At 70.8% G+C, this 14,017-nt stretch carries 13 protein-coding genes; 6 read left to right on the plus strand and 7 right to left on the minus strand.

Annotation, left to right across the window (positions count from 1 at the left end):
* Positions 1-231: 231 nt before the first annotated feature.
* On the plus strand, positions 232-1,176 hold the full coding sequence (locus OV208_RS37890; RefSeq protein WP_267578830.1) for an alpha/beta hydrolase family protein: 945 nt from the start codon (positions 232-234) through the stop codon (positions 1,174-1,176).
* 69 nt (positions 1,177-1,245) lie between these two features.
* Here the strand turns inward: OV208_RS37890 and OV208_RS37895 are convergent, their stop codons facing one another.
* On the minus strand, positions 1,246-1,872 hold the full coding sequence (locus OV208_RS37895; RefSeq protein ID WP_267578831.1) for a glutathione S-transferase family protein: 627 nt from the start codon (positions 1,870-1,872) through the stop codon (positions 1,246-1,248).
* Between the two features lie 150 nt (positions 1,873-2,022).
* Between OV208_RS37895 and OV208_RS37900 the strand changes: the two genes are divergently transcribed.
* Positions 2,023-2,862, plus strand: a complete 840-nt coding sequence (locus tag OV208_RS37900; protein ID WP_267578832.1) for a class I SAM-dependent methyltransferase — start codon at positions 2,023-2,025, stop codon at positions 2,860-2,862.
* A 1-nt stretch (position 2,863) separates the two neighbouring features.
* Here the strand turns inward: OV208_RS37900 and OV208_RS37905 are convergent, their stop codons facing one another.
* Positions 2,864-3,058 carry a hypothetical protein gene (locus OV208_RS37905; RefSeq protein WP_267578833.1) on the minus strand — a complete coding sequence of 65 codons (195 nt, stop codon included), beginning with the start codon at positions 3,056-3,058 and terminating at the stop codon, positions 2,864-2,866.
* Here OV208_RS37905 and OV208_RS37910 point away from each other — a divergent pair.
* Positions 3,057-4,244, plus strand: coding sequence for a cytochrome P450 (locus OV208_RS37910; protein WP_267578834.1), 1,188 nt, complete (start codon positions 3,057-3,059; stop codon positions 4,242-4,244). The genes OV208_RS37905 and OV208_RS37910 overlap by 2 nt on opposite strands.
* A 22-nt stretch (positions 4,245-4,266) precedes the next feature.
* Here OV208_RS37910 and OV208_RS37915 read toward each other — a convergent pair whose 3' ends face one another.
* The 5 genes from OV208_RS37915 to OV208_RS37935 form a co-directional block, all read right to left on the minus strand.
* Positions 4,267-5,115 carry an aldose epimerase gene (locus tag OV208_RS37915; RefSeq protein WP_267578835.1) on the minus strand — a complete coding sequence of 283 codons (849 nt, stop codon included), beginning with the start codon at positions 5,113-5,115 and terminating at the stop codon, positions 4,267-4,269.
* Positions 5,116-5,118: 3 nt separating this feature from the next.
* On the minus strand, positions 5,119-6,774 hold the full coding sequence (gene pruA / locus OV208_RS37920; RefSeq protein ID WP_267578836.1) for an L-glutamate gamma-semialdehyde dehydrogenase: 1,656 nt from the start codon (positions 6,772-6,774) through the stop codon (positions 5,119-5,121).
* Between the two features lie 153 nt (positions 6,775-6,927).
* On the minus strand, positions 6,928-7,326 hold the full coding sequence (locus tag OV208_RS37925; protein ID WP_120542748.1) for a response regulator: 399 nt from the start codon (positions 7,324-7,326) through the stop codon (positions 6,928-6,930).
* A gap of 147 nt (positions 7,327-7,473) precedes the next feature.
* A complete protein-coding gene (locus OV208_RS37930; RefSeq protein WP_267578837.1) occupies positions 7,474-7,758 on the minus strand; it encodes a hypothetical protein in 285 nt (94 codons plus the stop codon).
* A gap of 215 nt (positions 7,759-7,973) precedes the next feature.
* Entirely contained in the window at positions 7,974-8,609 is a 636-nt protein-coding gene (locus OV208_RS37935) for a S1 family peptidase (protein ID WP_267578838.1), read from the minus strand.
* Positions 8,610-8,976: 367 nt separating this feature from the next.
* Here OV208_RS37935 and OV208_RS37940 point away from each other — a divergent pair, with 367 nt between their 5' ends.
* The 3 genes from OV208_RS37940 to OV208_RS37950 are packed head-to-tail and all read left to right on the plus strand — an operon-like array spanning position 8,977 to position 13,992.
* Positions 8,977-12,636, plus strand: a complete 3,660-nt coding sequence (locus OV208_RS37940) for a serine/threonine-protein kinase (RefSeq protein WP_267578839.1) — start codon at positions 8,977-8,979, stop codon at positions 12,634-12,636.
* A gap of 28 nt (positions 12,637-12,664) precedes the next feature.
* Positions 12,665-13,321, plus strand: coding sequence for a 2-hydroxychromene-2-carboxylate isomerase (locus OV208_RS37945; RefSeq protein WP_267578840.1), 657 nt, complete (start codon positions 12,665-12,667; stop codon positions 13,319-13,321).
* A 20-nt stretch (positions 13,322-13,341) separates the two neighbouring features.
* The gene (locus OV208_RS37950) at positions 13,342-13,992 is read left to right on the plus strand and encodes a hypothetical protein (protein WP_267578841.1); all 651 of its coding nucleotides are present in this window, start codon (positions 13,342-13,344) and stop codon (positions 13,990-13,992) included.
* The last annotated feature ends 25 nt before the right edge of the window (positions 13,993-14,017 follow it).

The following is a 14,017-nucleotide window of genomic DNA, read 5'->3' on the forward strand; positions in this document are numbered from 1 at the left end:
CCGACCCTCGCGGGTGGGTGGGCTCCGGTGGCTCGCCAGGGGCAGGCTGTGCGTCAGCCGGCCGCGGCGGGCTTGGGCCCACCCGGAACAGGCATCGAACACATGCACATGGCGGAGGTGACGAACATTCTGCGAATAGAAGTAGCGATCATGCCGCGCGCTGTCAAGCCACCCTCCGGAACGAAGCCGCGCACGTCACGTGCCGGTGACGACCGTTCATCGCGTACTCCCATGATGACGTCCTTCCGCGCTCCCGCGCTTCCCCTCCTGCTCATCGCTTGCCTCTTCACGACCGCCTGCTCCAGGCCCGCGCCGCCCACGCCCATGACCTTGCGAAAGACGTTCCGCACGCAGCTGAAGGACCCGAGAGGGATGCCCATGCGCGCGCACATTCCGCCCTCGGGAATCCTTGAATGGGTGCGCTATCCGGCGCCGCTGGGAAGCAACGAGGCCTATGTCACGCCCGTGCGCGAGGGGGCCCGGCGTCCGGCGATGGTGTGGATCCACGGAGGCTTCAGCTGGGACATCGGTCCGCTCGCGTGGGTGCCCGCGGCGCGCGACAACGACCAGAGCGCGCGGGCGTTCCGCGAGGCGGGGATGGTGCTGATGCTGCCGTCGCTGCGGGGCGCGAACGACAATCCCGGAGCGCGCGAATACTTCCTGGGCGAAGCGGATGACGTGGTGGCCGCCATCGACTTCCTGGCTCAGCGCCCGGACGTGGATCCGGCGCGCATCTACCTGGGAGGCCACAGCACGGGGGGCACGCTGGCGCTCATCGCCGCCGCGCACGCTCCGCGCTTGAAGGGCGCGTACGTCTTCGGTCCCACCCACGATGTCTCTGGATACGGCAAGACGGGCACGGCGCTGGACCGCGCCACGGGACCGGAGCTGTGGATGCGCAACCCGGTGAGCTTCGTGGATGCGCTGCGCGTGCCCACGCAGGTCATCGAGGGCGCGGATCATGGCAACGCCGAAGCATTCGAACCCCTGCGCAAGGCGGCGAAGGGTGCGCCGCTGTCGTTCCTCCTGGTGCCGGGCACCACGCACTTCAGCGTGCTCGCGCCCGTGACGGAGCTGCTGGCGCGCAGGCTCGCGGCGGCGAGCGCTGAAGAACCGACGGTGATCCTCACGGAGGCGGAGACCCGCGAGGCCCTTCGCGCCGAACGCGACCGGTGAAGTGTGCTCAACGCACGTGGGCGTTCGCGGGCGAGGCCCTTCACGCCGAACGCGCCCGCTGATGCCTTCTCAGCGCACGTGGGCGTTCGCGGGGTAGGGCGGCAGTGCGCCGATGAAGCCCGGCTGTTGGCGCACCCGTTCGAGCCACGCGAGCACGCCAGGGTACGGCGTCAGCTCCACGCCCGCTTCCGGAGCCAAGTGCACGTACGCGAAGAGGCAAAGGTCCGCGACGGTGTAGCGCTCCTCCACCAGGAACGTGCGGGTGCGCAGGTGGCGCTCCATCGTCTCCAGCGCGCGCACGCCCCCTGAGACGCGCTGTCGAAAGGCCTCGGGTTGCTGGGGTTCGCGGCCGGTGAGGCGCCAGTAGCGCGCGGTGCCCAGGTTGGGCTCCACCGCGTTCTGTTCGAAGAACATCCACTGGTGCACCTGCGCCCGCGCGAAGCGGTCCTCGGGCAACAGCCGCGTGCCCTCCGCGAGGAACAACAGGATGGCGTTGGACTCCGCGAGGAACCGTCCCGGTTCTGGCTCCAGCACCGGGATGCGCCCGTCCGGGTTCTTGTTCGCGTGGAAGTCGGTCGTGTGGCTTTCGCCCGCGAAGATGTCCACCGGCACCAGCTCATACGCGAGGCCCAGCTGCGCGAAGAGCGTGCGGACCTTGTAGCCGTTCGCGGAGGGGAGGAAGTCGTACAGGCGCATCAAGGAGGCTCCGGAAGTGGGAGGGATGCGCGCCACGTTAGGGCCCCTCGGCGAGCCGCGCGCTCCGGTCCTTGCCCTTGAATCCGGAGTCAAAGTTGAAGGTGATTCTGATTATCAATATCCTGTTGAGGTTCCTCAAAGGACCCTGCCATGACCGAGCGCTACTGCGTCCCGAACCTCACGGGCATCCCGGAGACGATGCTGTGGACGCTGCACAACCGCGCGGGTGAGGCGAAGCGGACGGACGGCATCCTCCGGGACTCGGACGTGGTGCGCATCTACGACGCCATCCACTACGACTTCGTGCGCTCGTTCGGACAGGCGGACAGCTCGCACGCGGTGCGCGCGGTGGAGACGGACCGCGTGCTGCGCCAGTGGCTCTCCGCGCATCCGGACGGCTTCGTCGTGTCGCTGGGGGAGGGGCTGGAGACGCAGGCGCAGCGCCTGGACAACGGCCGGCTGCGCTGGCTGAGCGTGGACCTGCCGGAGGCGGTGGCCATCCGGGAGCGCTTCCTTCCGCCCACGGAGCGGTTGCGCCACTTCGCCGGGAGTGCGTTGGACCGCTCCTGGATGGACGCGGTGGATGCGTCCCGGGGCGTGTTCATCATCGCCCAGGGGCTGTTCATGTACTTCGAGGAGGAGGAGGTCCGCCGCCTCGTCGTGGACATCGCGGAGCGCTTCCCGGGCGCGGAGCTGCTCTTCGACACGATTCCCCGGTGGTTCTCCCGCAAGACGCTCACCGGGCTGAACCGGACGCCCGCCTACCGTGTGCCGCCCATGCCGTGGGGCATCAACCTGGACGAGCTGGCACCGACGCTCAAGCGCTGGCACCCGCGCGTGAAGCACGTGACGCGGGTGCCGTTCATGTTCCCCCGGGGCCTGCAGCGCATCGTCTACAACAACGTCAACCGGCTGCCCTGGCTCAAGCACAAGACGCCGGCCATCGTGCACGTGCGTATCGCGCACGCCCCGATGTCCTCGGACGCGTGAGCTACGGCGTGGCCTCGCTCCAGACCTCGGAGACGCGGCCCACCGGGTCGAACGCGCGGTGCAGGGCGTCCGGGATGACCTTGGCGTTCACCGGGGCCGCTGAGGAGTCATCCGTGCGCTCTGGCACCGTCCCGCCTCTGTTCAGCCGCCAGTAGACCGGGTATATAATTCCAGCCCGGAGAGGAAATTCTTCCATGAGCGGACGCGTGAACCTGATGGCGCCGGAGGTCCGGGCCAATCCCTACCCTGTCTACGCGGAGCTGCGGCGCAGCGCTCCGGTGTGTCAGGTGGAGCCGGGCGGCCTGTGGGCGCTCACGCGCTTCGAGGACGTGTCCGCGGCGTTCAAGAACCCGCAGGTGTTCTCGTCCGCGGGCGTGCGCACCGTCACGGCGCCCCCGTGGCTGGGCCACAACCCGTTCTCCGAATCCATGATCGTGATGGATCCGCCGCACCACATGCGGCTGCGCACGCTGGTGAGCCGCGCGTGGACGCCCACGGCGGTGAACCGGATGGAGCCTCGCATCCGCAGCTTCGCGCAATCCCTGGCCGAGCGGCTGCAACCCGAGCGCGAGGTGGACTTCGTGGACGCCTTCGCCATGCCGCTGCCCGCGAGCGTGATTGGCGAACTGTTCGCGTTGGATCCGCAGATGACCGCTCGGTACAAGCGCTGGTCGGTGGACCTGTCCAGCGTGTCCGGGACGACGGAGAAGGACACCCACCGCCACGAATCCATCCGCGCCACGGTGCGAGAGATGGAGGACTACCTGTCCCAGGTGGTCGCCGACCGCCGCCGCCAGCCGCAAGAGGACATGGTGTCGGACCTGGTGCAGACGCGCGTGGACGGCGAGGCGCTCTCCGACGCGGAGCTGATGAGCTTCCTGTTCCTGCTGGTGGTCGCGGGGCTGGAGACCACCGTGCAACTCGTCAGCCACTGCGTGCGCATGTTGATGGAGCACCCGCACCTGCTCACCCGCCTGCGCGAGAACCCCGCGCAACTGCCGCGCTTCGTGGAGGAGGTGCTGCGCTTCGAGCCCTCCGTGCACGGGTTGGTGCGCGTCACCACGAAGGAGACGGAGGTCTCGGGCGTGGTGATTCCGCAGGGCGCGCGCGTGGCGCTGATGGTGGGCTCCGCGTGCCGCGACGGCGAGCGCTTCAAGGACCCGGACACCTTCGACATGGACCGCGAGGGCGTGAACAACTTCCCCTTCGGCCACGGCATCCACTTCTGCCTGGGAGCACCGCTGGCCCGGCTGGAGGCGCGCGTGGGGCTGGAGGTGCTGCTGTCGCGCTTCACGAAGTTCACGCCCACGGGTCCGGTGAAGTGGAACACCTCCCTCACCGTGCGCGGCCCGCTGACGATGCCCCTCATCCCGCACGCCTGAGCGCGCGGGACGAGGGGGGCCCTCACGCCTCGATGTCGAACGCGAGTGACACGCGCTCGCCGGGCTCCACGTGCAGCAGCCCCTCGCCGGTGGCCAGGGCCCCGGCGGCGGCGGTCCACGGCTCCACGCAGACGAAGTCCTTGCCCTGCAACGTCCACACGACGAGCAGCCGGAACTCCGGGCTCCACGACAGCTTCACCGGCGGCAGGCCCGGCCCGCGCGAAAGCACCGTGCCCGGCCCCTTGTGGTCGCGCAGGTGCATGTCCACCTCCGCCGCCGTGAGGTCCAGGCCGGTGAAGGGCACCTCGTGCTTCTCGCGGTTGTCCCACGCGTGCGTGGCGTCCGTCTCCACGCGCGCCTGGGCCTTGTTGGCTTGCGGCACGCGGAAGTACGGGTGGTAGCCCAGGTGCAGCGGCAGGGGCCGCGTGTCCCGGTTCTCCAGGTCGAAGTCGATGGTGAGCCGGCTGCCCACCAGCGAGAAGGTCAGCTGCGCATCGAAGGCCCAGGGGTACTGGCGCAGCGTCTCCTCCGACGAGGTGAGGCCCAGCACCAGCAGCGAACCTTCCGCCTGCCGCACCGTCCACGGCAGCCGCCGCGCGAAGCCGTGCTGCGGCAGGGTGTACGCCTTGAGGTCCGCCGGGTACGTGTCCCCGGGCAGGGGGCCGGCGATGGGAAAGAGCACGGGGATGCCCCCGCGCACGTTCTTCGTGAGGTCGGCGACGGTGCCCTCATCCAGGAAGAGCACCTCCGCGCCTTCCACCACCATGCGCGTGACGAGCGCGCCGCGCGTGGGGATGATCTCCACGCGGCACGCGCCGTCTTCCAGCGCGTAGGTGTCCAGCCCCGCGATGCCCGGGAACGGTCCGCTCATGGCCTAGATGGCCCCTTCCTTCGGGTCGCTGTCCATGAAGGGGTAGGGCACCTTCGCGGGCGGCACGAAGTTCTCCTTGATGGTGCGCGGGCTGCTCCAGCGGAACAGGTTGACGATGGAGCCCGCCTTGTCGTTGGTGCCCGACGCCCGGCTGCCGCCGAAGGGCTGCTGGCCCACCACCGCGCCCGTGGGCTTGTCGTTGATGTAGAAGTTGCCCGCCGCGCCGCGCAGGCTGCTCATCATCATCTCGATGGCCTGACGGTCGCGCGCGAAGATGGCGCCGGTCAGCGCGTAGCTGGCGGACTGGTCGCACTCCTTCAGCGTCTCCTCCAGCTTCGCGTCCGGGTAGACGTACAGGCCCACGAGCGGCGCGAAGATCTCCTCCGTCATGATGCGGTGGCGCGGGCTGTGGCACTGCACCAGCGTGGGCTGCACGAACCAGCCTTCGCTCTTGTCCGTCCCGCCGCCCGCGATGATGGTCGCGTCAGGGCCCGTCTTCGCCAGCTCGATGTACGAGGACACCTTCTTGAACGACCGCTCGTCGATGACGGCGCCCATGAAGTTCCGGAAGTCCGTCACGTCGCCCATCTTGATGTCCGCGATGAGCGCCTGCAGGCGCGGCTTCAGCTTGGGCCACAGCGACTCCGGCACGTAGACGCGGCTCGCCGCGGAGCACTTCTGGCCCTGGTACTCGAAGCCGCCGCGCACGATGGCGACCGCGAGCGCCTCCAGGTCGTCCGCCGCGGACGGGTGCGCGAAGATGAAGTCCTTGCCGCCCGTCTCACCCACCAGCCGGGGGTACTGCTTGTAGCGGCCGATGTTCTCTCCCACGGTCTTCCACAGGCTGTTGAACGTGGGCGTGGAGCCGGTGAAGTGGATGCCGCCCAGGTGGGGGCTCGCCAGCACCGGGTTGCCCACCGTGGGGCCGTCGCCGGGCAGCATGTTGATGACGCCGTCGGGCAGGCCCGCCTCGCGCAGCAGTTCCAGGCCGTACCACGCGCTCAGGCCCTGCGTGGAGGACGGCTTCCACAGCACCACGTTGCCCATGATGGCGGGCGCCGCGCACAGGTTCACCGCGATGGAGGTGAAGTTGAATGGCGTAATCGCGAAGACGAACCCGTCCAGCGGCCGGTAGTCCGTCAGGTTCCACGTCTGCGCGGAGCTCTCCGGCTGGATGGAGAGGATCTGCTGCGCGAAGTGGACGTTGTAGCGAAGGAAGTCGATGAGCTCGCACGACGCGTCGATCTCCGCCTGGTGCGCCGTCTTGGACTGGCCCAGCATGGAGGACGCGTTGAGCAGCGGGCGGTAGCGCGTGGCGAGCAGCTCCGCGGCGCGCAGGAAGATGGCTGCTCGCGCGTGGAAGGACATCCGCGCCCAGTCCTCCTTCACGCTCATCGCGTTCTGGATGGCCTTCTCCACGTGGCTCGCGTCGGCCTCGTGCAGGGTGGCCAGCACGTGCTTGTGCCGGTGGGGCATGCGCACGGTGTCCGTCTTGCCGGAGTGCAGGTACTTGCCGCCGATGACGATGGGGATCTCCACCTGCTCGCCGCTCATGCGCTTGAGCGCGCTCTGGAGTTCGGCGCGCTCGGGGGAGCCGGGAGCGTGGGAGAGGACGGGCTCGTTCTTGGGAGCCGGGACGCGGGGAAAGGCGTTGAGCACGCGAGGACCTCGGGACGGGAAAGAAAGGTGGGCAAGGTATAGCCCTCCCTTGGTCCCAGGTCAGCGAGAGTTGCCCGGGCCGTCCGCGCCGCGACACAGCATGCGGCGTCCGCGAGCGCCTCTAGAGCGAGGCCCCCCGGCACGCGGCCGGCTTCAGCCCTCGCCCGCGGCCTTGGCCGTGGCGCCCCGCGCACGCTGCAACACGGCATGCAGTTGCGCGATGAGGTACGGCGGCTTCACCGGCTTGACCAGGTACGCGTCCGGCTGGGGCTGCCCGGGCTCCAGGTCCGCGCGCGGCGCGTAGCCGCTGACGAACACCACCGGCAGGTGCGCCAGGGCCGGTTCGGCGCGGACACGGCGGCACAGCTCATAGCCGTCGATGCCCTCCATGTTCACGTCCGACAGCAGCACGTCCGGCGGCTCCGTCAGCGCGTGCGCCAGCCCCGCTTCGCCGTCCGCCGCCACCGTGCAGTCGAACTCCCCCGACAGCAGCAGCCGCAGCGTCTCGCGCATGGTCCAGGAGTTCTCGACGATGAGGACCTTGGGCTTCACGGCGCTTCGACTCCCGGGGAGGGGACCGCGGACAGCGGGCAACGACAGCGCCCAGCATCCCCCCACCGTGCGCACCGGGCAAGAGGTCCCCCCTCACCCGGAAGAATTCCTGGAAGCCGCCACCTCACGGGTTTGCCTCCCAGCCCCCTAGTCCTCCGGCGGCGGATTCACGAGCCCCCGCCGGGAAACCTCGGAGTCCGGCTCCTCGTCGCCCCGGGCCTCCCGTTCCGGGACGGCTCTGTCTTCCCACTCCTCGCCGCGCTCGACGCTCGCCTCCCAGGGGGTTTCCTCCACCGGGCCCGGGTTGACGTCCGGGGCGAGGGCGGCCTCGGAGCGCTCGCGGCTCAGCTCCGCGGCAGCGCGGTCTTGGGCATCCTCCAATTGGCCCCGGTTGCGAGGTTGGAAGTTCCTGCTGCCCTTGTGGCCGGCCATGGTCATGCCTCCGAACGGGGACGGACGACGGACCCTGCGTCGGGGCGCGGTCCGGCTCCCGGCTGCAAGGTGGGCCTCCCCGGAGGAACGAGGCAACGGCGGTCCGGCCCGTCCTGCCTGCCCGGTTGCCCAGGGACGAGAGGAGCGGTGGCCCCGTGTCGCGCCGCGCCGTAGCCGTCCGGCCATCACGGCGCGGCAAAGTCGTCATGCCGCTATCAGCGCGGGGCCGGTGGCAGGCCTTGGGCCAGCGGCTGCGCATCCTCCTGTGACAGGCGTTGGACCTCCGGCGCGATGTTGGCGGTGGGCGCGGCGATGCTGCACCGCGCGCCGCCGTGCACCAGCCCCACCACCCGCATCCGTGCATCCACCAACGGCGCGCCGGAGTCTCCCGGGGTGCCGTCCAGGGTGGTGAAGAGCGCGGCGGGCACGTCCGGCAGCGAGGGGCAGCGGCCCAGCCGCTCCAGCATCACCTGCCGCGGCTCGCCGGGGCGGTCATGCCGGCCGGTGAAGACGAGCACGTCCCCGGGCGCGGGCAGCGCTTCGGCCACCTCCAGCGGGGCCACCGACGCCTTCGCCTCCAACTCCAGCACGGCCAGGTCCCGGCCGCGATCCACGAAGACGTAACGGCCCTCCATCCGCCGTCCGTCCTCGAAGTTCGTGAACTCGGGTCCGCGCTCCTGCGCGACGCAGTGGGCTGCGGTGAGCACGTGTCGTCCCTGGCCCACCACCACGCCCGCGCAGTGGCCATCGCCCAGCGTCACCGTGGCCGCCGTGGCCCGCTGGAGGCCCTGGGCTTGCTGGGTTTCGGGTTGACCGCAGGCCATCCAGGCCGTGACGGCCACGAAGGCCACGGCCACTCCTCCCCGCTTCCATGCCCGCATGCCGTCTCCCCCCTCTGGCGCGGGCAGTGGGCCCTGTGCCTGGAAGAAGGGTGTGCATGCGTCACGGCGCGTCGTGAGCGGGCGTCTGGAAGCGGCTCCCCAGCAGGCATCCGGGCGGCAGGACGCGCTTTCTTCCAGCAGAACGATTGATCAGGAACTAAGGACACAGGGGTGCACCTCACCTGCTCGGATGTCCCGGAGGCGGTGTCACTGAAACGTGCTATTCCTCCGACGTCTGGATCCCGGCGGAATGGCCGGCCCCTAGCGCGTGAGCGACGACGAGAAGACAACGGTCCTGGACGAACGAACCCGGCCTCCGAGCACGTGGGGGGACCGGGTGCGTACGCCCATCACGTTGCCGGGCGCGGGCATCGGGGAGCGTCGTTCGCTGGAGCCGGGCGTCGTCGTGACCGGGCGCTACCGGGTGGAGTCGCTGCTGGGCGAGGGCGGCATGGGCCGCATCTGGCTGGCGGACGATCTCCAGGAGCGCCGGCGCATCGCGCTCAAGGAGATGCACGTCCCGGCGGGGCTGTCCGCGGCGAAGGTGGAGGAGCTGGTGCTGATGTTCCGGCACGAGTTCTTCGCCATGAAGAAGCTCCAGCACCCGTCCACGCTCAAGGTCTTCGACTGGGGCATGACGGAGGCCGGCAACCGCTTCATCACCATGGAGGTGGTGGGCGGCCACGACCTGAGCACGCTGGTGCGCGATGCTCCGCTGGACACACGCACGCTGTACCGGGTGTTGATCCAGATGGCGCAGGTGCTGGCGTTCATCCATTCGCGCCTGTACGTGCACTGCGACATCAAGGCCAGCAACGTGCGCATCACCGAGTCCGGCGCGGTGAAGCTCATGGACTTCGGCGTGATGCACCAGTTGGGCACGCCCAGTCCCGGCAAGCTCAAGGGCACGCTGGAGTACCTGGCGCCGGAGTGGCAGCGGGGCGCGAGCATCGACGGGCGCGCGGACCTGTACTCGCTGGGCGTGATGGCCTGGTACCTGGCCACGCGCAAGCTGCCCTTCAAGCGCAGCAACCCCGCGGTGCTGCTGGCGGACCACCTGACGCGTCCGCCGCCGCGCCCCTCCACGCTCTGCGCGGTGGATCCGCAACTGGAGGAGATCATCCTCCTGCTCATGGCCAAGGATCCGCGCGAGCGCTTCCAGGACGCGAGCGAGTTGATGGAGGCGCTCTGCCACGCGAGCGGTGAGCCGTCCCCGGAGGAGCCGCTGTCGGCGCGCGCCAGCTACCTGCACGTGCCGGAGGTGGTGGGCCGCGAGGCGGAGCTCGAAGGGCTGATGAACGGCCTGGCCGAGGCGGACTGGGGCCAGTCGCGCGCGGTGCTCGTGGGCGGTCCCGCGGGCGTGGGCAAGACGCGGCTGCTCCAGGAGTTCGAGCTCCAGGCGAAGCTGGCGGAGCTGCCCTTCGGCCGGGGCCAGTGCCGCGCGGAGGGCCTGGCCCCGCTCGCGCCGGTGGCGCAGGCCCTGCGCAGCATGGTGCCGCACACGCCGTCGGAGCTGATGGACCGGCTGGGACCCCGGCTGATGCGCCTGCTGCCGGGCCTGTCGTCGGAGGTGCCCGAGGGCGAGGTGCACGAACGGGCCCTGCGCGAAGGGACGGAGGAGAAGGGCGCGTTCTTCGAGGCGCTGTCGGAGTGGACGCGCACGCTCGGAGGCCGTCAGTCGTTCGTGCTGTGCTTCGAGGACCTCCAGTGGGCGGACAGCGCGTCGCTGGAGGCCATCAACGTGCTCATCCGCGCGCTGCACGGCACGCGCGGCATGGTGGTGGGCACGTTCCGCTCCGCGGAGCTGTCGCGCCTGAGCCTCGCGTTCCAGACGGTGGACGAGAAGCTCACCGCGCGCATGGACCTGGAGCCGCTGTCCGCGGAGCACGTGGGCACGCTGGTGGAGCTGGTGCTGCCCGGGTTGGACATGCCGGAGGGCTTCGTCACCCGGCTGCACGCGACCACGAAGGGCAACGCCTTCTTCGCCACCGAGTGCCTGCGCATGCTGGTGGAGGCGGGCGCGCTCAAGCGCGTGGGCGGGCGCTGGGAGGCGGAGGAGGGGCTGGGGACGCGGCGGCTGCCGGACAGCGTCCAGGAGGCGGTGCTGGTGCGGCTGGCGAGCGCGCCCCCGGAGCAGGTGGCGCTGCTGCGCAAGCTGGCGCCCGTGGGCCGCATGCTGGACCTGCCGTTGGTGCGCACGCTGGCGGGGCTGCCGGAGGCGGAGCTGTTCGCGGTGCTGGACGGCATCGTGGAGCGGCAGTTCCTCCAGGACGTGGAGGGCCGGTACGTCTTCACGCACGACACCGTGCACCAGACCGTCTACGACAGCACGCCGGAGATGGATCGAAGGGGGCACCACGGCCTCGTGGCGCGGGCGCTCCAGGCGCAGCCCGCGGGGCGCGCCGGGTTGGTGCGCGCGGTGGGCTGGCACTACGCGCGCTCGGACGCGCCGGCGGAGGCCATCCAGCCGCTCCTGGAGGCGGGCAAGGCGGCCATCGAGGCGGAGGCGCTGCTGGAGGCCACGCTGCTCTTGAAGGAGGCGGCGGGGCTGTTGGAGTCCGCGCCGGACTTCCCGGGGCGCATGGAACAGCTGCTCCGCTCGTGGGTGTCGCTGGTGGAGGTGGGCTACTCCAGCGACCCTCCGACGTCGGTGGCGTACGGGGAGCGCCTCTTCGCGTATTGGGAGTCCACGGTGGACGTGGAGGCCGGACGTCGCGAGGCGGCCCATCGGCTGGCGTCCGCGCGCACGGCCACGCCCACGGAGCACGAGGAGCTGCTCTGTCCGCTGTTCCGCGAGGTGTCGGCGGGCGAGCGCATGACGCCGGTGGATGTCTTCTGGAAGCGCTCGGAGCTGCAAATCCTCCAGGGCATGTCGCTGGCCATCCTGGGGCGCACCCAGGAGATGGAGGCGCTGCTTTCGAGCGCGGCCGCCGAGCACCCGGAGGACTCGCCCTACCTGGCCGGGCTGTCCATCGCCCGCGCGACGCTGAGCGCGTACACCGGCCGCTGGTCGGGCGGCGTGTCCGAGCAGCGCAAGCAGGTGAAGCGGCTGAGCGACTTCCGCGACGCGGTGGGCCGTCCGCCCCGGCGGCTCGCGTGGGCGCTGGGCATGGGCGGCTACCTGCTCAACGTGAACCTGGCCCTGCGTGGCGAGGCGCTGGACGAGGACGTGCTGCGCGGCGGGCTCGCGGTGGCGGACGCCCACGGCTTCACCGACGTGCGCGCCTACCACCTCTTCGCGAAGGTGACGCGCGCGGCCTTCACCGGCGACGGCGCCGCCTTCGCGCCGGCCCTGGCGCAGAAGACGGAGCTCATCCGCAGGCTGGGCAGCCCCCGGCTGATGGAGCGCAACCTGGCCCTCTTCACGCCGCCGTACTACCTGGAGCGCGGCGAGCACGAGCTCGTCGCCGCGGTGGTGGCGCGCGGCGAGGCCCTGGCGCGGGTGCTGCCCCAGGACCGCTGGTTGCAGGCCCACGTGCAGGTGTACCAGGCGTGCCGCGACGTGCTCTTCGAGGACGCGGCCGCCGCGCGCGAGTCGCTGCCCCGCGCCCTGGAGGCCGCGCGCAAGGGAGGCCTGCGCATGGAGACGCTGGTGCACGTGTACCAGTCGCGCTTCGAACGGGACCAGGGCCGGCGGCCCGCCGCGCTCGCCGCCGCGCAGGCGGCGCTGGAGCGCGCGTTGGATCCGGTGCTGGCCAACCCATGGGATGAAATCCTCGCCCGCCGCGCGCTGGCGCCCCTGGTGCCCCAGGCGGAAGGGGACGCGCACCTGCGCCACGCGCTCATCCTGGCGGAGGCCACCGGCAACGTGCTGCAGATGGGACTCGTGTACCTGCAGCACGCGGAGCGGCACGGCACGCACGAGGAGGTGATGCTGGAGCTGGAGATCGCCGAGCGGGCCTTTGGCAACGCGAAGGCCACGCACCTCCAGTCGCTCGCCAGCTCCCTGCGCGGCCCACTGTCGCGCCAGTTGGAAGAGCTGAAGCGGAGCGCCTGACGGCGAGCGTCCTGGGTAGGATGGCCCCATGGCCCCGTCCCCCCTGCGCTTCTGCCTGGACTACCTCTCCCCGTACGCGTACCTCGCCTGGCTGCGGATGCCCGCCCTCGCGGCGCGGCACGGGTGCACGCTGGAGCCCGTGCCGGTGCTGCTCGCGGGGCTGCTCAACGCCGTAGGCTCCGTGGGGCCCGCGGAGATTCCGGCCAAGCGCGTCTACGTCTTCAAGCAGACCTTCCGCATCGCGCACGAACAGGGCGCCCCCTTCACCCTGCCGCCCTCGCATCCGTTCAACCCGCTCTTGTCCCTGCGCGTGACGGCCGCGGTGGACGACGTGGAGGCCCGGACGAAGCTCGTCACCGCGCTCTACTCGGCGGCGTGGGGCGAGGGCCGGGGCATCGAGACGCCGGAGCAGGTGGGCGCGGTGCTGGAGGCGGCCGGCTTCGACGCGAAGGCCCTGCTCGCCCGGGCGGCGACGCCGGAGGTGAAGGACCGCCTGCGCAGGAACACCGACGAAGCGCTGGCCCAGGGCACCTTCGGCGTGCCCTCCGTGCTGGTGGACGGGGAGATGTTCTGGGGCGTGGACTCGCTGGGGCACCTGGAGCGCTACCTGGAGGGACGCGACCCGCTCACCCCCGAGGCGCTGGCGCGCTGGCAGCACCTGCCCTCCACCGCGTCGCGCCGCTGAACACCGAAGGCCCCCGGTCCATGAACGTCCTCGGTCAGTTGGGTTTCGTCGTCGGGAGCCTCGTGCTCGCGGGCGTGCTGCTGTCGCTCAACTTCTGGCGCGCGCTGCTCTTCCTCTTCCCCGGCAAGGTCGGCATCGAACCGGAGGCCCCCGCGGACCAGATGGACCTGCCAGAGGAGCTGGCCCCGCTCGCCGGCCAGCTCCAGACGCTGGGCTTCACCCCCCTGGGCAGTCACGAGGAGAAGCCGCTCCTCCAGAAGGCCACCCGCTCCTACGACTGGGCCCACACTGGCGAGCGCGTCTTCGCCACCCTGCACCTGGGCAGGGAGGACCGGCCCCGGCTCTACCTGCTCACCCCCCTGGCCTCCGGGGGCTTCGTCGTCACGGCCAGCTACCGGCGCCCGGCGTTGGACCTGCCCGACTACCGCTCCGGCTGCCTGGAGGACGCGTCCCCGGAGCGCCTGTTGCGCGCACATGTACGCCGACTGGACGGGTTGGCCCTGTCGGAACCGGGCGCCTTCACCTGGGAGGGCCGGGTCCAGGCCGGGCGGGCCTGGTACCAGGGCCTTGGCCGCAAGGAAATCCGCCGGCAGAACCTCCAGGGATTGTTGTGGACGGCCATCGCGCTTGCCATCGTCGCGGGCGCCTTCCTGGGCGGGCGCGCGGGCTGAAGCCGCCCCCGTATTTTCCACCTCA

Origin of the sequence: Corallococcus sp. bb12-1, assembly GCF_026626765.1 — a bacterium.
Taxonomy (GTDB): Bacteria; Myxococcota; Myxococcia; order Myxococcales; family Myxococcaceae; genus Corallococcus; species Corallococcus terminator.